This is a genomic window from Roseomonas sp. HF4 (genome assembly GCF_005222755.1).
Classification (GTDB): domain Bacteria; phylum Pseudomonadota; class Alphaproteobacteria; order Acetobacterales; family Acetobacteraceae; genus Neoroseomonas.
Genome location: NZ_STGD01000017.1, coordinates 40,412 through 57,904, shown reverse-complemented (window position 1 = coordinate 57,904; position 17,493 = coordinate 40,412). Strand labels below are relative to the sequence as shown.

Here is a 17,493-nt window from a genome sequence, read left to right as displayed (position 1 = left end):
CTGGCAGGCTCGCGTCATGGTTGCGCGGATTGGCTTCGCCGGGGCCCCTCGCACCGCACCGGCGCCGCCCGCATCCGCGCCCCGCTGGCCCCCCGGCCTGCGGCGGAGAAAGGAGGACGCGCCCATGGTCATCCAGAGCATTCTGCGTCAGAAAGGCGGCGACGTGTTTTCCGTCGGCCCCGGCGAGGACGCGACCGCCATCGCGCGCGCGCTGTCGCAGCACCGCATCGGCGCGGCGCTGGTCCGCGACGTGGACGGCGCCGTGCTCGGCATCGTCAGCGAGCGCGACATCGTCCGCGCGCTCGCGCAGGAAGGCACCGCCGCGCTTGCGCATACGGCGCGCGACCTGATGACGGCGGATCTGATCACCGCGACGCCGGCGACCACCGTCGCCGAGGCGCTCGGCCTGATGACGAACCACCGCTGCCGGCACCTGCCGGTGCTGGAGGACGGGCGCCTCGCGGGCATGGTCTCGATCGGCGACCTGGTGAAGGCCCGGATCGCCGAGGCGGAGCAGGAGGCGGAGAACCTGCGCGCCTTCGTCACGGCGGCGTAGTTTTTCGCGCCTCAGGCGCCGGCGCCGCCATCCGGCGGCTTGGCTTGCGCGCCGCGCACTGGCGCGTCGGCGGATGCGGGCGGGTCGGGCGCGGTCGCGCTTCGCGCTCCCGGCCCGAGGCGAGGCCTCGGGCCGAATGGGGGGCGCGCTGCAGGCGGCGGCGGTCGCCACGCGGTGCCGGCCATGCGACGCTCGCCGACCATAGTTGCGGAGCCCCCCAATGGACCTTCAGATGACCGGCAAGGTGGCGCTCGTCACCGGCGCCTCGGCCGGCCTCGGCCGCGCCATCGCGAAGACGCTGGCCGCCGAGGGCTGCCGCCTCGCGATCCTTGCCCGCCGCCGCCACCTGCTGGAAGGGCTCGCGCGCGAACTTCCCGCCGCCGCCACGCCCTTCGTCATCGAGCAGGACATCACCGCCCCCGACGCCGCGCCGCGCATCCGCGACGCCGTGCTCGGCCGGTTCGGCCGCTGCGATATCCTGGTGAACAATGCCGGCGGGTCCCGCCCGCAGGCGGACCTCGGCACGGACGAGGTCTGGCAGGAAGCGATGCTGCTGAACTTCGAGGCCGGGCGGCGCATCACCCACGCCCTCATTCCCGCCATGCAGGCCAACCGCTGGGGCCGCATCGTCAGCCTGACCGGCACGGACGAGCCCTTCAGCATCAACCCCGCGAATGCGCCGAACGGCGCCGTCCACATCTGGTCCAAGGCGTTGTCGCGCGTGCTGGGGCGGGACGGCATCACGGTGAATTGCGTGCCGCCCGGGCGCATCCGGTCCGAACAGATCGACGCCCGCGTCCTGACCTCCGAGCAGGCGCGGCGCGACTGGGCGGAGAAGGAAGTGCCGGTGGGCTACATCGGCGAGCCCGAGGACCTGGCGGTGCTGGTCGCCTTCCTATGTTCGCCGCGCGCGCGCTACATCACGGGCCAGGTGATCCACGTCGATGGCGGGACCCTGCGGTCCAGCCACTGACGACGACCCGCGCGGAGGCCGGGCCGCGCCAGGCTGAACGACGCATCCATGGCCCATGACCCTGCGGCGCACCCGCATGCGCGCAACGCCCGCCCGACCCATCTGCGCCGGACCATCGCGATGGCGCGCCGGCGGCGCAGGAGCGCACCGCCGCCACCGCTCGGCCTCGGCGACCGGCTGGCCGACGGGGTCGCCGCGCTGGTCGGCTCATGGCGCTTCATCCTCGTGCAGTCCCGGCTGCCGGCGCTCCAGATGGTCGGCAACGCGGCCGCGGGCGGCAGCGCCTGGCGCCCCTAGTCCTTCATCCTGCTGAACCTGATGCTGTCCTTCCAGGCGGCCTATCCCGCGCCGATAATCATGATGAGCCAGAACCGGCTGTCGGATGTGGACCGCGAGCGCGCATTGGCGGATTATCAGGTGACCCTGCGCGCCGAGGCCGAGATCGCCCTCCTGCACGAGAAGATGGACCTGCTGCGCGAACGCGAGACCGTGGAGCTGACCAGCCTGCTGAAGGCCGCGCTGGCACGCATCGGCACGCCGGAAGGGCGGAAGGGGCAGCCCGCATGATCAATCTCGTCGTCCGCATCGTGCTCGCCGCCGGCGGCAGCCTGGCGGCGCTGTTCGTCGCGCGGGACAGCCCGAATTTCGGCGTCGTGCAGGGGATGCTCTCGACCATCGTGCTGGCCTGCATCGTCGGCATCATCGTGCTCTGGCGCTGGAAGAAGGACGAGTAGCGCCGCCCCCTTCCCAGGACGTTCCGGTACCGCCACCTTAACTGCAATGCCGATCGTCGAGGCTCTTCTCGCGCTGATCGCGGCCTGCATCGGCTTTGCCCTGCTCGCGCGCCGCGCGCGGCTGCCCTACGCGGTGGTGCTCGTGCTGGGCGGCATGGCGCTCGCCTTCATCCCAGGCGTGCCGCAGGTCGAACTCGACCCCGACATCGCGCTCGCCTTCTTCCTGCCGCCGCTGCTGCAGGCCAGCGCCTACCGGACCGACTGGCCGGCCTTCCGGGGCAGCCTGCGGCCGATCCTGCTGCTGGCGGTCGGTGCCGTGATATTCACGGCCCTCGTGGTCGGCGCCGCGGCCAAGGCGCTGGTGCCGGGGCTCTCCTGGGCGGCGGCGATCGCGCTCGGCGCCATCGTGGCGCCGCCCGATGCCGTGGCCGCCGCCGCGGTCCTCAAGCGGCTGTCGCTGCCGAGGCGCCTCGTCACCGTGCTCGAGGGCGAGAGCCTGGTGAACGACGCCTCGGCGCTCGTGCTCTATCGCCTGGCGCTCGCGGCCGTCGCGGCGGGCGCGGTCTCCTGGTGGTCGGTCGGCGCCAATTTCGTGCTGCTGGCGGCCGGCGGCATCGCCTTCGGCGCAGGCGTCGGCTGGCTCGCCATCCAGGCCGTCCGAAGGCTGGACGACACGATGCTCGAGACCGCCGCGTCCTTCGTCGCCTGCTTCGGCGCCTTCCTCGGTGCCGAGGCGCTCGGTGCCTCCGGCGTCATTTCGGTGGTCACGGCGGGGCTGATGCTCGGCCGCGCGCAGCATTCCTTCTCGGCCGCGACGCGGCGGGATTCCGTCGCGGCCTGGCGCTTCATCGAATTCGTGCTGACCAGCCTGGTGTTCATCCTGATCGGGCTGCAGCTCAATGCCATCCTCGGCCGGCTCGGCGCCTACGGCACCTTGCAACTCGCGGGGCTGGCGGTCGCGCTCTCGGCAGTGCTGATCGCCTCGCGCTTCCTCTGGGTGTTTCCCGCCACCGCCATCGAATGCGCGCTCGGACTGCGGCACACGGGCGGCCCGCGCGCGGTCTGGAAGGAAGCCGCGATCGTCTCCTGGGCCGGCATGCGGGGCGTCGTCTCGCTCGCCGCTGCCCTCGCCCTGCCGGCGGGCTTCCCGGAGCGCGACCTGATCGTCTTCCTGGCCTTCTGCGCCATCCTGGCGACGCTTGTGCTGCAGGGCACGACGCTCGAGGCGCTGATCCGCCGCCTCGGCGCCGAGGAGCGCCGCCGCCCGGGGATGCCCGCGCCCGAGGCCGCCGCCCGCGCCGCCTTCGCCCATGCCGCGCTGGCCGAGATGGAACGCCGCGCCGAGGACATCCTGTCCGGCGCCATCGCGCGCGACCTGTTGCCCGAATACCGCGACCGCGTGCGACTGCTGGACGGCATCGGCCATGGCGCGGTCGCGGCCGAGCGCGCCGCGCGCCTCGAACTGCGCCTGCACGCGCTGCGCGCCGCCCGTGGCCAGCTGCTGCTCCACCGCGACGAGGCCGCGGTCGAGGAGGAGCTGATGACCCGCCTGACCGAGGAGATCGACCTCGAGGAACTCCGCCTGCGTCGCCTGCTGGGCGCGTCGGATGCCTGAGCGTTCCGCGCATGACCGGCACCGGCGTCGCCACCACGCGCTCGCCCATCCGGGATACTGTCGTTGAGGTCCCGGTCGGGGGGGCGGACCGTTGCCGGTTCCGCCAGAGCGGAAAGCGCTCCGATCGGCGCGAGACTCGGCCGGTCGCGCTAAAGGGGATGCCATGACGGACCTTCGCCAGGCCCTCGAGGACGCCCGCCGGGCGCTGCTCGACCTCTCGACGCGCAACCGGCTGCTGTCGCTGCCGAAGCCGGGGCGATCGCGCGGCGTCGTCATCCTTGACGACGAGGACGCCGATTTCGTTCAGGCGCGCCTTGCCGCCGGCAAGGATTTCCGCTTCGACTGGCTGGAGGCGGAGGCGGAGGCGCCGGCGGCCGAGCCCGCCGCGTCGGAACCGGGCAAGCCGCGCCGCGCCCGTCGCGCCGCCAGGCCCGCCAGGGCCGGCGGCGTGAGCCAGGCGGACGCCGCCGCCAGCCGGGAAGACTACCAGCGCGACGACCGACTGCGCGTGCGCATGTCGGCGGCCGAGCTCACGCGCCGGCTGCGCGACCTCATGACCGATGCCCGCACGGCGCGCGAGGAGACGGGCGTGCCGACGCTCTACCTCGCCCTTGGCGCGCTCGTCTGGCGCGACCCGGCGACGCCCGGGACCGAGCGCCGCGCGCCGCTCGCGCTGCTGCCGGCGGTGCTGGAGCGCGAAGGCGTCTCCCAGACTTTCCGCCTGCGCGCCGGCGCCGAGGAGCCGGCCGAGAACCTCAGCCTGCGGGAGATGCTGCGCGTCAATTTCGGCACCGACCTGCCGCCCTTCGAGGAGGCCGCCTACAACCCGACCGCCTGGGCCGAGGCCGTCGCCGCGGCCGTGAAGGACCGCGCGGACTGGACGGTGGAGGCCGACGCCCTGGCGCTCGGCCTGTTCTCCTTCGCGAAGTTCCTGATGTGGCGCGACCTCGGGCCGGAGGAAAATCCCGGCCTCGCGGACCACCCGCTGGTGCAGGCCCTGGTCGGCGGCGCGGCGCTCGCGACGCAACCCACCTTCCCCGACGACGCCGATGTCGATGCGCTGATCCCGCCCGCGCTGCTCGACCACGTGGTGGACATGGACGGCTCCCAGGCGCTGGCGGCGGAGGCGGTGCGGCGCGGCGGGCATGTCGTGATCCAGGGGCCACCCGGCACCGGCAAGTCGCAGACCATCGCGACGATCCTCGCACAGGCGGTGCTCGACCGGGTCGCCGAGCCGCCGCGCGGCCGCGCCGAGGCGCCGCGCCGCATCGCCGGCGCCGGCATCCCCGGCACCGACGGCTTCGCCGAGGCCGCCGTGCTGGGCAGCCAGGGCTGGACGTTGCGGCCGGTGCGCGTGCTGTTCGTCGCCGAGAAGCTGGCCGCGCTGGAAGTGGTGAAGCGGCGGCTGGAGAACCTCGGCCTCGGCCCCGCCTGCCTGGAACTGCATTCCGAGAAGCAGGCGAAGCGCGCGGTGCTGGACGAGCTCCGCGCGACGATGGCGCTGCTGCCGCCGCCGGCCCGGCCGGACCGCGCCGGCGTGGTCGGGCGGCTGGAGGATCTGCGCGCCCGCCTGAATGGCCATGCGGAGGCGATGCGCAGCCCGGCGGGTGCCTCGGGCCTGCCGGTCCATGCGGTCATCGGCACGCTGGTCGGGCTGCGCCGCCGCGGGGTGCCCGCGCCCGACTTCACCCTCGATGCCGCGGGCTGGGACGGTCCGTCGCTGGCCGCGCGCCGCGACGCGCTGCGCGACCTCGCCGGCCGGGCGGCCGAATCCGGCGGCGCGGAAAACCCCTGGCGCGGCGTGACCGCGGAGCTCGGCCCGGCCGATACCGAGCGGCTGATGGCGCGCCTGCCCGGCTGGATCCGCGCCTTCGCCGCCGCCGGCGCCGCCGCGGGCGAGGGCGCGGGACCGGCCGGCGTCGCGCGCCACCTGGCCGCGGCGGCCGCGCTGCGGGAAGCGCCGCCGCACGACCCCGCCGCCATGGCCAGCGCCGCCTGGCGCGCCGACCCCGCTCCGCTGGTCGCATTGACCGAGGCGGTCGCGAAGCTCGCCATCGCCCGGCGCGACCCGCGGCTGAAGCCCGGCGCGCTCGACGTCGCGGGGCTGGCCGAGGCGCGCGGGGCGCTCGCCGGCTCGGGCGGCTTCTTCGGCTTCCTCAATGCCGGGCGCCGCGCGGCGCAGGAGGTTGCCGGCCGCGTCGCGCGCGACGGGGCGGACCCGCTCGCCGCGATCGACGCAGCCCTGGCCGGGCAACAGGCGCGCGACCGCGTCCGCGCGGGCGGCGCGCTCGGCGCCGCGGCCTTCGGCCGGCTGTGGCGGGGGGAGGAGACGGATCCGTCGGCCATGTCGGCGCTGATCCTCTGGCGGCAGAAGCACGGACCCGGGGCCGCCGCGGCCCTCGCCGAGGGCACGCCGGCCGGCGATGCCGCCACGCTCGACGCCGCGGCCGCCGCCTGGCGCGACCTGCAGCAGGCGACCGGCCTCGACGCCGTGGCGGCCTTCGGCACGCCGGACCCGTCCTTCGCCGCGCTGGCCGAACGGCTCGGCGCCTGGGCGATGCATCCCGAGGCGCTGCCCACCTGGCAGGGCTGGCGCCGCGCGCTGGCCGCGGCCGAGGGGCTCGAGCCCTTGGTAGCGCGCCTGCAGGATGGCCGGCTGTCCGCCGCCGCGGCCGAGGACGCCTTCGCCTATGCCGTGCACGAAGCCCTGCTGCGCGCCGCGACCGCGCGCTTCCCCGCGCTCGCGGGCTTCGACGCAGGCACCTGGGACCGCACGGTGGAGGAGTTCCGCGACGCCGACCGCGCGCGCATCGCGCTGACCCGCGCCGAGGCCGCCCGCGCCCATGCCGAGCAGGTCAAGCGCGTGCGCGACACCGCGCCCGAGATGCAGGTGATCCGCGGCGAGATGGAGAAGAAGCGCGGCCACCTGCCGGTGCGGGAATTACTGCTCCGCGCCGCCGGTGCCGTGCAGGGCGTGAAGCCGGTCTTCATGATGAGCCCGCTCAGCGTCGCGCAGTTCCTCAGCCCTCCGCACGGGCTGCGACCAGGCCTCAGCTTCGACCTGCTGGTGATCGACGAGGCGAGCCAGGTCGAGCCCGTGGATGCGCTGGGCGCCATCGCGCGCTGTCGCCAGGTGGTGGTGGTCGGCGACGACCGGCAGATGCCGCCGACCCGCTTCTTCCAGCGCATGACCGAGGAGGCGGAGGACACCGCGCCCGAGGACGCGCCCGACGCGGTGGCGGCGCGCGATGTCGAGAGCATCCTCGGCCTCTGCAACGCGCGTGGCATCCCGCGCGCCATGCTGCGCTGGCACTACCGCAGCCGGCACGAGAGCCTGATCGCGACGAGCAACCAGGAATTCTACGAGAACCGGCTGCTGGTGCTGCCGAGCCCCCGCCCGCGCTCGGCGGAACTCGGCCTGTCGCTGGTGCGCGTGGATGGCGCCTGGGAGACCGGGGAGGGCGTGAACCGCGCCGAGGCCGTGGCCGTGGCGCAGGCCGTGATGCGCCACGCGAAGGAGACGCCGGGCGATACGCTGGGCGTCGCCGCCTTCTCGATCCGCCAGCGCGACGCGATCATGGACGCGATCGAGGCCGCGCGCCGCGACGACCCCTCGGCCGACGCCTTCTTCGCCGATCACGCCGACGAGCCCTTCTTCGTCAAGAACCTCGAGAACGTGCAGGGCGACGAGCGCGACGCGATCCTGATCTCGGTCGGCTACGGCCGCGACAAGGATGGCAGGCTTGCCATGCGCTTCGGCCCGCTCTCGGCCGAGGGCGGCGAGCGGCGGCTCAACGTGCTGATCACCCGCGCCAAGAAGCGCTGCATCGTGTTCGCGGGGATCGGCGCGGACGACATCGACCTCGAGCGCGCGTCCGGCCGGGGCGTCGCCGCGCTCAAGGCGTTCCTCGGCTTCGCCGCCGGCCCCGCGGCCGCCCCGCGCGGCGGGGAGGTGGCGCTTCCGAGCCCGATCGCCGACGCCATCGCCGAGGCCGTGCGCGCCGCCGGGCGCGAGCCCGTGACGCGGGTCGGGCTCGCAGGCCTCTTCCTCGACGTCGCGGCGAAGGGGGAGGCGGGCTACGAGCTCGGCATCGAGGCCGATGCCGGCGACTGGGCGGCGCTGCGCTGCGCGCGGGACCGGGAGCGCGGCCGCCCCGGCGCGCTCGCCGTGATGGGCTGGAAGCTGGCGCGCGCCTGGTCGCTCGCCTGGTATGCGCGGCCCGAGGCCGAGGCCGCGCGCATCGCCGCGGCGCTCGGCGCCGAGCTCGCCGCCGCGCCGCCGCCCGAACCCGCCGCCGCGCCCCCCGTGCCCGGCATCGCCGAGCCCTACCGGGAGGCCGCGCCCGAATTGCCGCAGGGCGCGCTGGACGCGCTGCCCGCCGCGACCCTCGCCGCCGCGATCGGGGCGGTTGTCGCGGCCGAGGCGCCGGTCACGCTGGACAGCCTGGCCGAGCGGCTTCGCCTCGCCGCCGGGCGGGAGGCGCTGTCCCCGGCCGAGCGCGCCGCGCTGCGCAGCGCGCTGCCCATCGCCCGCGCGCAGCACGGCGTGACCGAGGCCGCGGGCCTTCTGTCCATGGCCGAGGCCCGCATCGTCCCGCGCGACCGGCGCGCGGCGGCGGCGCATCTGCGGCGCGCGGCCTCCGTGCCGCCGGCCGAGATCGCCGCGACGGCCGAAGCGCTGCTGGCGCGCGGCGTGCCGATGACGGAGGCGGAGCTTGCGCGCGCCATCCTCGCGACGCTCGGGCTCGATGCGGGGTCCGAGATCGCGGTGGCGGCGCGGATCGCGGCGCTGGTGGGGGCTGGGACGATCAGGCTCTGACGCGGCGCGTCAGGCGTCGCCGCCACGCTGCGCCTTCAGCTCGTCCCGGATCTCGGCGAGCAGCGCCTCGGTCGGCGTGGGCCCGGCCGGCTTCGGCGCTTCCTTCGGCCCGTGCAGGCGGTTGATGACCTTGACCAGCCAGAACACCGCGAAGCCGACGATCACGAACTTGATGACAGCGTTCAGGAACGCACCGATCGCGAGCACCGAAGCGCCGCCCTCGCGCGTCGCCTCGAGCGAGGCGCGGCGTTCCCCGAACAGCACGATGAACAGGTTCGAGAAGTCGATGCCGCCCATCAGGATGCCGACCAGCGGGTTGATCAGGTCGGTCACCAGCGAGGTGACGATCGAGGTGAAGGCCGCGCCGATCACGACGCCGACCGCGAGGTCGATGACGTTGCCGCGCATGATGAAGGTCTTGAACTCCCGCAGCCAGGCGGGCTCCTTCAGCGGGATCCGGTTCGTGATCTTGTTCGAGAGGTCGCTCATGCCGTCCTGTCCCTGTCATCGGCCACCCCGCGGGCGGGGGGTCGTTCCGCCGCGATCATCGCCCCGCCGGCCGCGGCGTGCCAGGGGCGTCCGTTGCGGGAACGGTCGCGAGGTGCGGGCGGCCGGTTCGGCCCGCCCGGCGTTCGAGTGGCACGAAGGTGAGACCTTCGTGTGCCAGGCATCAGAGGTCCGCCGGCCCCTCGGGCAGCGGTCGATGCGGGGCGGAAGGGCGGTCCCGGCGGAGCTGCGCGCGCACATAGGCGATGTCGCGGCGCAGCGCGAAGATGTGGCGCCGGTAATTGACCGGCATGGCCAGGCGCGCCACGCGGCTCTCCAGCGCCTCCAGCCGCTCGCGCAGCGCCTCCTGCGCCGCTGGCTGCGTGGCCACCTCGGCTTCGGCCTCGATGCCGCGGAGCGTCTCGTAGTGGCGCCAGACCCGCGCCTCCATCTGCCAGGCGTAGAGCGCCGGGCCGAAGCGGATCAGCGGCACCGCGATGCCGAGGACGGGAAGCAGGATGAAGAACAGCCGCTCGACCCAGACGGCGACCCAGAAGGGAAGCCAGCGCTGCAGCGCGGTCCGCCCGCGCGCGTAGTAGCGCTCGGCATCCTCGTGCATCGGCAGGTCCTGCGCGAGCATGTTCGGGAAGGCGCCCTCCGCCGAGAACAGCGTCCGCGGGCGATGCACCTCCTGCATGATGCCCACCATCAGGCTGACCACCTGCGGGTGGATGTCGGCATGGACGGCGACCGAGGCGACCGGCGCCAGCAGCGTGACCGGCGCCGACGGGAGGTCGGCGCCGAGCGAGAGCCCGCCGCGCGGCAACTCGACCGGCGAGAGGTAGGGCAGCCGGACGCCGTAGGCTGCGGCGCGCCCCGCGAAGTCGATCAGCGTGATCGCCGGCGCCGCGTTCAGCAGCCGCTCGATCGCGCCCGTCATGGCGGCCGCGACGAAGACCGCCGCATCGGCCTCGCCCGCGAGCAGCGCCTCGGCCGCCTCCGGGCCGGTGAGGGGCAGCGCCGTCACATCGCCTGGCGCCAGGCCGTTGGCGGCCAGGATCGCGAGCGCCAGCACGCGGGTGCCGCTGCCCTCTGGCCCGATCGCGACCCGCTGGCCCTTGAGCGCGGCAAGCCGCGGCGCGTCCGTTCCCGCGCGGACGAAGATCCAGGTCGGCTCCGGGAAGACGGCGCCGAGGGATTCGAGCCCGGCGTCACGCTCCCGGTCGGCGATGCCGCCCTGAATGAGCGCGATGTCCACCTCGCGTGCATGCAGGCGGGCGATGTTCTCGACCGTGCCGGCCGTCGGGCGGCGCTGCACGCGGAAGCCGGTGGCCTCCAGCCGGGCCGCGTAGGCCTCGGCCGCGTGGGTATAGGCGGAGCCGGGCACAGTGCCGGTCGCGATCCGGATCTCGCGCGGCGGCGGCGCGGCGGCGAGGAAATAGCCGACCGCGGCGCAGGCGAGGAGGAGTGCCGCGGCGCTCGGCAGCCAGTGGCGGAGGACCCAGGCAAGGACGCGCTGCATCGGCCGCGAGCCTGCGTCAGCCCATGCGGCGGCGCAACGGGCATCGCGCGCCGCCGCGGCTTGGCATGGCCCGCTGCCTCGCCGTGCTGCCCGCCCGTTCGACCGGCACGTCACCGTCCTCTGTGCCGAGGATCCCGCGGCGTCCTGGCGCTGCCTGCCATCTGCTTGGCGCCATGGCGGCTTTGCCGTATTCCGGATGCCAAAGGCGAGAGGGGCGCATGGAACCGTATTCTGACGTCGTTCCCCTCGGATCGAACTGCAAGAACACCCATAACGTCCGACGGGTCTTCGGGTTTTCGACCGCGTTTCCAATCGACTGGTTCATTTCCCCCCTCGGAGGCCTTCTCGGGGCAATAGACGCCGGAATGGACCCCGACCTGGTCTACCGGAGCGAGAACCTCGTCGCCGACCACGGGCCGGATGGGCGGATATCCAACATCCGCAACGATCGCTTCGGGTTTCACCATATCCATGATTTTCCGTCGGTCGGCGGCTCGTTCGCCGAGGATTGGCGCGACCACGTGAAGAAGGCGCGCGACAGGTTCGCCCACGCGGCCTCGAACTGGGTGGGGCTCGACAGGCCGGGACGACGGATCCTGTTCGTCCGCTACGCCATTCCGGGGGGAAGGTTCGTCGATCGCGCCGAGGATCTCGCGGCGTTGATGCCGACGCTGCGGCGGGCATTCCGCTACGCCGAGATCGACGCCGTCATCGTCAACGCGCCGGTCCCCGAACCCCGGCTGAGGCATCTGCGCGTGTCGGAACGCCCGGAGTACATGGTGGGGTATCAGGGCGACGAGGAAGCCTGGTCCGCCGCCTTCGAAGGCGCCGGCTACCGCAGCCTGCGCCACGGAACCCTTGCCGACGGCGCAAGCGGCGGACACGAAGCGACGGCGCCTGCCGAGACGTCGCCTGCCCGCTGACGCCCGGCCGGTTTGTCGCGCATCGGCCGAGACGCCCACGGCGATGCCGCCTTCATCCGCGCGACCAGGGAGGCTCCGCATCATGCCCGCGCCCTTCGACCAGCACGTCACCTTCCTCTACGCCGAGGATCCCGCGCCGTCGTGGCGCTTCTACGAGGAGGTGCTCGGCCTGCCGCTCGCGCAGGACCAGGGCTCTTGCCGCATCTACGAGGTCGCGCCGGGGTCGCGCGCCTTCCTCGGTGTGTGCAGGGCGCGTGCGCCGCGCGTGACCGACAACCCCCGCGTGCAGGGTGGCTGCGTCGTCACCTTCGTCGCGGCCGACGTGGAGGGCTGGCACGAGCGCCTGAAGGCAGCGGGCGTCGAGATCGCGGAGGCCCCAGGATATTCCGAGACCTACCGCGTCACATCCTTCTTCTTTCGCGACCCGGCCGGCTACACGCTCGAGGTCCAGCGCTTCGAACGCCCCGACTGGCCCGCGCCGGGCTGACCGGCCTTCGCGCGGCGGGCGCTACGCCGCGGCCTCCAGCGCCCCGATCACGGCATCGGCCATGGCCCGCGTGGACAGGACCGCCTCGCCGGGCAGGGCGATGTCGGCCGTGCGCGCGCCGGCGGCCAGCGCCGCCTCGACCGCCGCTTCCAGGCGGTCCGCTTCGGCCGGCGCCCCGGCCGTCCAGCGCAGCAGCAGCGCGGCCGACAGGATGGCGCCGAGCGGATTGGCGATGCCCTTGCCCGCGATGTCGGGCGCCGAGCCGTGGATCGGTTCGTAGAGCGCGCGCCGCCGCCCGTCCGGCCCCGGTGCCGAGAGCGCCGCCGAGGGCAGCATGCCGAGGCTGCCGTTGATCGCGCCGGCGCAGTCGGACAGCAGGTCGCCGAACAGGTTGTCGGTCACGATCACGTCGAAGCGGGTGGCCGCGCGGCCGAGCTGCAGCGCGCAATTGTCGGCCAGCATGTGCTCGAGCGTGACGTCCGCGAACTCCGCGCGATGCACCTCGGTCACCACGTCGCGCCAGAGGCGCCCGGCCTCCATCACATTGGCCTTGTCCACCGAGGTCACGTGGTTGCGGCGCGTCCGCGCGAGCTCGAAGGCGAAGCGCGCGACGCGCGCGATCTCGGCCTCGGTGTAGGCGTGGGTGTTGACGCCGCGGCGGGTGCCGTCCGCCATCGTCTCGATGCCGCGCGGCGTGCCGAAATAGACGCCGGCGGTCAATTCCCGCACGAACACGAGGTCGGCGCCCGCGATCGTGCGCGCCTTGAAGGGCGATGCCTCGGCCAGCGCGGGCTGCGCCTTCACCGGACGGAGATTCGCGAAGACGTCGAGCGCGCGGCGCATGGTCAGCAGCGCGCCCTTGCGGCGCTCCTCGGGCGGGATGTGCTGCTGGTCGAGGCTGCCCGTGGCGCCGAACAGCAGCGCGTCGGCCGACAGGATGGCGTCCCAGGTGGCCTCCGGCATGGTGGTGCCTTCCGCCGCCCAGGCGGCGGCGCCGAAGAGCCGCGGCTCCATCGCAAGCGGCACGCCGCGCCGTGTGACGAACCAGTCGAGGACGCGCACCGCCTCGGCGGTGACCTCCGGGCCGATGCCGTCGCCCGGCAGCACGACGATGTTCAGCGTGTCGCGCGGCTCGGTCGTCCGGCGGTCAGGGGTGCCGCTCATCGCTCCACCGTCTCCCAGGCCCAGGCGCGCGCGGCGCGGTCGGCCTTCTGCCACGCCAGGATCTGGTCCTTGAGGCGCAGCGTCAGCGCGATGTCGTCCAGGCCCTCGAGCAGCGCGTCCTTCTTGCGCGCATCCACGTCGAAGGGGATTTCGTGCCCGTCCGGCGTCACCACCACCTGACGCGCGAGGTCCACGCGCGTGTGGCGGGCGCCCTGCGCGGCCTCGGTCTCGGCTGCGATCTGCCGGATCGTCTCCTCGGGCAGGCGGATCGGCAGCATCCCGTTCTGGAAGCAGTTGTTGAAGAAGATGTCGCCGAAGGACGGCGCCAGCACCGCGCGGAATCCCATGCCCATCAGCGCCCAGACGGCGCCCTCGCGCGAGGATCCGCAGCCGAAGTTGGGCCCCGCCAGCAGGATCGGGCTGTCGCGGTATTGCGGGCGGTTCAGGATGAAGTCGGGGTTCTCCGACCCGTCCTTGTTGTAGCGCAGGCGTTCGAAGGCATGGGGGCCGAGCCCCGTGCGGCCCGAGCCGACCAGGCGCTGGATCGGGATGATGACGTCGGTGTCCACGTTCGCGCTCAGCATGGGCGCGGCGGGGCCGGAGACGGCGGTGAATTTCTGCATGTGGCGGCCCCCCTACGCCGCGAAGGACCGGACATCGGCGATGGCGCCGGCCAGCGCCGCCGCCGCCGCCATGGCCGGGGAGGCGAGGTGCGTGCGCGCCCCCGTCCCCTGCCGGCCCACGAAGTTGCGGTTGGAGGTGGAGACACAGCGCGCACCCGGCGGCACCGCCTCCCCGTTCGCGGCGACGCAGAGCGCGCAGCCGGGCTCGCGCCATTCGAAGCCGGCCGCGCGGAAGGCGGCGTCGAGCCCCTCGGCCTCCGCCGCGTGCTTCACGCGCTCGCTGCCCGGCACGACCCAGGCGGTGACGTGCGGCGCGACCTTGCGGCCCTTCAGCACGGCGGCGGCGGCGCGCAGGTCCTCGATGCGGGAATTGGTGCAGGAGCCGATGAAGACCCAGTCCACCTTCGTCCCCTCCAGTGCCGCGCCGGGCGTGAGGCCCATGTAGGCCAGCGCGGCTTCCCAGGCGGCGCGCTTCTCGGCATCCGGCGCATCGGCCGGGTCGGGCACGCGGCCGGTGACGGGCAGCACCTGCTCGGGGCTCGTGCCCCAGGTGATCTGCGGCGCGACGTCGCGCATGTCGATGAGGAGGTCGCGGTCGAAGACGGCGCCGTCGTCCGAGGGCAGGGCGCGCCAATCCGCCAGGGCCGCGTCCCACGACGCCCCCTTCGGCGCGAAGTCGCGGCCGGCGAGCCAGGCGAAGGTCGTCTCGTCCGGTGCCACCATGCCGACCTTGGCGCCCATCTCGATCGAGAGGTTGCAGAGCGTGAGCCGCCCCTCGACCGACAGCGCGCGCACGGCCGAGCCTGCGTATTCGATGGCGTATCCTGTGCCCGCGGCAGCGCCGAAGCGCCCGATGGCGGCGAGGATCATGTCCTTGGGCGTGACGCCCGGCCCGGGTGTGCCCTCGAAGCGGATGCGCATGGTGCGCGGCTTGCGCTGCGGCAGGGTCTGCGTGGCCAGGACATGCTTGAGCTCCGACGCGCCGATGCCGAAGGCCAGCGAGCCGACGCCGCCGTTCGTGCAGGTGTGGCTGTCGCCGCAGACCAGCACCGTGCCCGGCAGCACGATGCCGAGCTCGGGCGCCATGACGTGCACGATGCCGTTGCCATCCTGGCCGAGGTCGAACAGCCGCACGCCCGTCTCGGCCGCGCGCTTGCGCAGCCCCGCGATCAGCCGCCCGCCCTGAGCGAAGGTCTCGGCCGTGCGGCCGGGGGCGGTGGAGACGGCGTGGTCGGGTGTCGCGAAGACGAGGTCGGGGCGGGCGACCGCATAGCCGGCCTCGCCCACTTCCTGCAGCGCCCGCCCGCCCGAGAGATCGTGCACCAGCACGCGGTCGCAATGCAGCAGCGACCAGCCGCCGCCGAGGTCGGCCACGACATGCGGGTCCCAGATCTTGTCGAACATCGTCGCCGGGATCGCGCTCGGCATTGGCGGCTTCCTCCTTGACGCTGGCCGAACGGCAGCGGAGCGTTCCGGCGCAGCGGCGGCATCACGCCGCGCGGGACGGGCGCGGTCAAGCGCCCGCGGAAAGGGAAGTCGTCCATGGTCGCGCTGCCGCGCCGCGCTCTTGCCTCAGCCGTGCTTGCCGCGCCGGCGCTGCTGCGCCCCGGCGCCGCGCGCGCCGCCTGGCCCGAGCGGCCAGTTCGCCTCGTCGTGCCCTATAGCGCCGGCGGCGTCGCCGACACCATCGCGCGCACGCTGCAGCCGCGCATCGCGGAGCACCTCGGCCAGTCCTTCGTGATCGAGAACCGCACCGGCGCCTCCGGCGCGATCGGCGCGGGCGTCGTCGCGCAGGCCCCGCCCGACGGCTACACGCTGCTGTTCGAGGGCGCGACCTTCGCGACCCTGCCCGAGGTGCGGCGCGACCTGCCCTTCGACTACGGCGCGGCCTTCATCCCCGTCGTGCAGGTGACGACACAGCCCTACATCATCGGCATCCGGGCGGGCTTTCCCGCGCAGGACCTGGCGGGCTTCGTGGCCGAGGCGAAGCGGCGCCCCGGGGAGGTGACCTACGGCACGCCCGGCGTCGCCCATATCGGCCACTTCATGGGCGAGAACCTGCAGATGATGGCGGGCATCAGGCTCGAGCACGTGCCCTTCCGCGGCGGCGCGGACGTGGCGCGCGAGTTGGCGGGCGGGCGGATCGATGCGGGGATCATCTCCTATTCCTCGCTTCGGCCGGCGGTGGAGCGGGGCGCTACGCTGATCGCGAGCACCGCCGGGCGGCGCCAGGCCTCGCTGCCGCAGATCCCGGTGATCGGGGAGACCTTCCAGGGCTACGACATGTCCTCCTGGACCGGGGTCTTTGCGCCGGCCGGCACGCCGGAGGCGGCGATGCGGCGGGTGGCGGAGGCGATCCGCGCGGCGCTGGCCGACGGCGCCGCGCGGCAGCGGCTGGAGGCGGCCGGGGCGGATCCGGTGGAGTCCGACCCGGCGGCCTTCGCGGCGCGCATCCGGCAGGACCGGGAGACCGCGCGGCGGATCGTGGCGGCGACGGGGCTGCGCGTGGGGTAGAGATCGGGGGAAAAGCTACTCCCCCGACCTTCGCAGCCGGCCGGCTTGCCAAATGCCAAGGAAGGTTGAGGGGGGCTTGGGGGGAGAAGTTCCCTTCTCCCCCCACCCTCACTCCGCTGCCTTCGGCGCGTAGCCGAGGCCGCCTTCGTATTTCTTCGCCGCGTCCGCCGTCAGGAACTCCGCCTCCATCTCCCGGATGCGGTCGAAGCCAGCGAAGCCGTGCAGGTTGCCCTTCGGGTGCGCCTTGAAGCGTTCGTCGTAGGCGGCTTCCGCCATCGGCCCGTCCTGCTTGAGCGCCATGGCGAAGTCGTGGATCGCCATGATGGCCGCGCGCATCGCCGCCCCCGGCAGGATGCAGACACGGATGCCGAGTTCGGCCATCTGTTCGGCGGACAGGCGGGGCGAGATGCCGGTCATGTTGTAGAAGACGGGCCCCTTCACCTCGCGCCCGATGCGGGCGACCTCGTCGATGTCCTTGGGGCCTTCCACGAAGGCGAGGTCCGCGCCGGCGTCGAGGAAGGCGTTGGCGCGGGTGATCGCCTCGTCGAGGGAGCCCCCGTGTGCGCCGCGCGCGTCGGTCCGGGCGATGATGACGAAATCCGGGTCGAGCGCATCGCGCGTGCGGGCGGCGGCGCGGATCTTCAGCACCGCCTCCTCGCGCGCCACGACTTCGCGCCCCGCGACATGGCCGCAGCGCTTGGGCGCGACCTGGTCTTCCATGTGCAGGCCCGCGACGCCGCCGCGGATGTATTCCTCGACCGTGCGGACGACGTTGATGGCGTTGCCGAAGCCCGTGTCGGCGTCGGCGATCAGGGGCACCCGGACGGCGGCGGCGATGAGGCGCGCGTTCAGCGCCATCTCGGTCAGGGTGGCGAGCCCCGCATCCGGCAGGCCGAGCAGGTTGAGCGAGGTGCCGTAGCCCGACATGTAGACGGCGGGGAAGCCGGCGTCTTCGAGGATGCGGGCCGACATGGCGTTGAAGCACCCCGGCACGACCAGCGGGCGGTGCTCCGCGATCAGGGCGCGCAGGCGGGTGGTCGCGCGGGTGGGCTGGCCCTGGCCAAGGCGCATGATCTG

The 17,493-nt window shown here is 73.9% G+C and carries 16 protein-coding genes; 10 read left to right on the top strand and 6 right to left on the bottom strand.

Translation table 11 applies throughout. The features are described from left to right. Positions 1-124 precede the first annotated feature (124 nt). The 7 genes from E8M80_RS21625 to E8M80_RS21605 all read left to right on the top strand — a co-directional run bounded on the left by E8M80_RS21625 (position 125) and on the right by E8M80_RS21605 (position 8,697). Positions 125-556: a CBS domain-containing protein gene (locus tag E8M80_RS21625; protein ID WP_137127807.1), complete on the top strand. Its 432-nt coding sequence runs from the start codon at positions 125-127 to the stop codon at positions 554-556. 232 nt (positions 557-788) lie between these two features. Next, complete coding sequence (locus tag E8M80_RS21620) at positions 789-1,529, top strand: SDR family NAD(P)-dependent oxidoreductase (RefSeq protein WP_240790160.1); 741 nt, start codon at positions 789-791, stop codon at positions 1,527-1,529. A 48-nt stretch (positions 1,530-1,577) separates the two neighbouring features. Then, positions 1,578-1,826 carry a hypothetical protein gene (locus E8M80_RS26365; protein WP_206035718.1) on the top strand — a complete coding sequence of 83 codons (249 nt, stop codon included), beginning with the start codon at positions 1,578-1,580 and terminating at the stop codon, positions 1,824-1,826. A 6-nt stretch (positions 1,827-1,832) separates the two neighbouring features. Further along, complete coding sequence (locus tag E8M80_RS26360) at positions 1,833-2,096, top strand: DUF1003 domain-containing protein (RefSeq protein WP_370287465.1); 264 nt, start codon at positions 1,833-1,835, stop codon at positions 2,094-2,096. After that, complete coding sequence (locus E8M80_RS26120; protein ID WP_170979562.1) at positions 2,093-2,263, top strand: hypothetical protein; 171 nt, start codon at positions 2,093-2,095, stop codon at positions 2,261-2,263. Before E8M80_RS26360 ends, E8M80_RS26120 begins: the two co-directional genes overlap by 4 nt. Before the next feature lie 46 nt (positions 2,264-2,309). Then, entirely contained in the window at positions 2,310-3,878 is a 1,569-nt protein-coding gene (locus E8M80_RS21610) for a Na+/H+ antiporter (protein WP_137127805.1), read from the top strand. A 163-nt stretch (positions 3,879-4,041) separates the two neighbouring features. Further along, positions 4,042-8,697, top strand: coding sequence for a DUF4011 domain-containing protein (locus E8M80_RS21605; protein WP_137127804.1), 4,656 nt, complete (start codon positions 4,042-4,044; stop codon positions 8,695-8,697). Between the two features lie 9 nt (positions 8,698-8,706). Here E8M80_RS21605 and mscL read toward each other — a convergent pair whose 3' ends face one another. Then, the gene (mscL, locus tag E8M80_RS21600) at positions 8,707-9,186 is read right to left on the bottom strand and encodes a large conductance mechanosensitive channel protein MscL (RefSeq protein ID WP_137127803.1); all 480 of its coding nucleotides are present in this window, start codon (positions 9,184-9,186) and stop codon (positions 8,707-8,709) included. Positions 9,187-9,367: 181 nt separating this feature from the next. Continuing rightward, positions 9,368-10,705, bottom strand: coding sequence for a TAXI family TRAP transporter solute-binding subunit (locus E8M80_RS21595; protein WP_137127802.1), 1,338 nt, complete (start codon positions 10,703-10,705; stop codon positions 9,368-9,370). 365 nt (positions 10,706-11,070) lie between these two features. Between E8M80_RS21595 and E8M80_RS21590 the strand changes: the two genes are divergently transcribed. Then, positions 11,071-11,628 carry a hypothetical protein gene (locus E8M80_RS21590; RefSeq protein WP_137127801.1) on the top strand — a complete coding sequence of 186 codons (558 nt, stop codon included), beginning with the start codon at positions 11,071-11,073 and terminating at the stop codon, positions 11,626-11,628. 82 nt (positions 11,629-11,710) lie between these two features. Next, positions 11,711-12,115 carry a VOC family protein gene (locus E8M80_RS21585; RefSeq protein ID WP_137127800.1) on the top strand — a complete coding sequence of 135 codons (405 nt, stop codon included), beginning with the start codon at positions 11,711-11,713 and terminating at the stop codon, positions 12,113-12,115. 21 nt (positions 12,116-12,136) lie between these two features. Here E8M80_RS21585 and leuB read toward each other — a convergent pair whose 3' ends face one another. Genes leuB through leuC form a run of 3 tightly spaced genes read right to left on the bottom strand, consistent with a single transcriptional unit; the run spans position 12,137 to position 15,330 of the window. Continuing rightward, the gene (gene leuB / locus E8M80_RS21580; RefSeq protein WP_137127799.1) at positions 12,137-13,279 is read right to left on the bottom strand and encodes a 3-isopropylmalate dehydrogenase; all 1,143 of its coding nucleotides are present in this window, start codon (positions 13,277-13,279) and stop codon (positions 12,137-12,139) included. Beyond that, on the bottom strand, positions 13,276-13,902 hold the full coding sequence (gene leuD, locus E8M80_RS21575) for a 3-isopropylmalate dehydratase small subunit (RefSeq protein ID WP_137127798.1): 627 nt from the start codon (positions 13,900-13,902) through the stop codon (positions 13,276-13,278). The genes leuB and leuD overlap by 4 nt, the downstream gene beginning before the upstream one ends. Positions 13,903-13,914: 12 nt before the next feature. After that, the gene (leuC, locus tag E8M80_RS21570) at positions 13,915-15,330 is read right to left on the bottom strand and encodes a 3-isopropylmalate dehydratase large subunit (RefSeq protein ID WP_137127797.1); all 1,416 of its coding nucleotides are present in this window, start codon (positions 15,328-15,330) and stop codon (positions 13,915-13,917) included. Between the two features lie 114 nt (positions 15,331-15,444). On the opposite strand from leuC, the gene E8M80_RS21565 reads away from it, so the two are divergent. Next, positions 15,445-16,416 (top strand): tripartite tricarboxylate transporter substrate binding protein, encoded by a 972-nt coding sequence (locus E8M80_RS21565; protein WP_137127796.1) that lies wholly within the window; start codon positions 15,445-15,447, stop codon positions 16,414-16,416. Positions 16,417-16,524: 108 nt separating this feature from the next. Here E8M80_RS21565 and E8M80_RS21560 read toward each other — a convergent pair whose 3' ends face one another. Then, on the bottom strand, positions 16,525-17,487 hold the full coding sequence (locus E8M80_RS21560) for an oxaloacetate decarboxylase (protein WP_137127856.1): 963 nt from the start codon (positions 17,485-17,487) through the stop codon (positions 16,525-16,527). Positions 17,488-17,493: the final 6 nt, after the last annotated feature.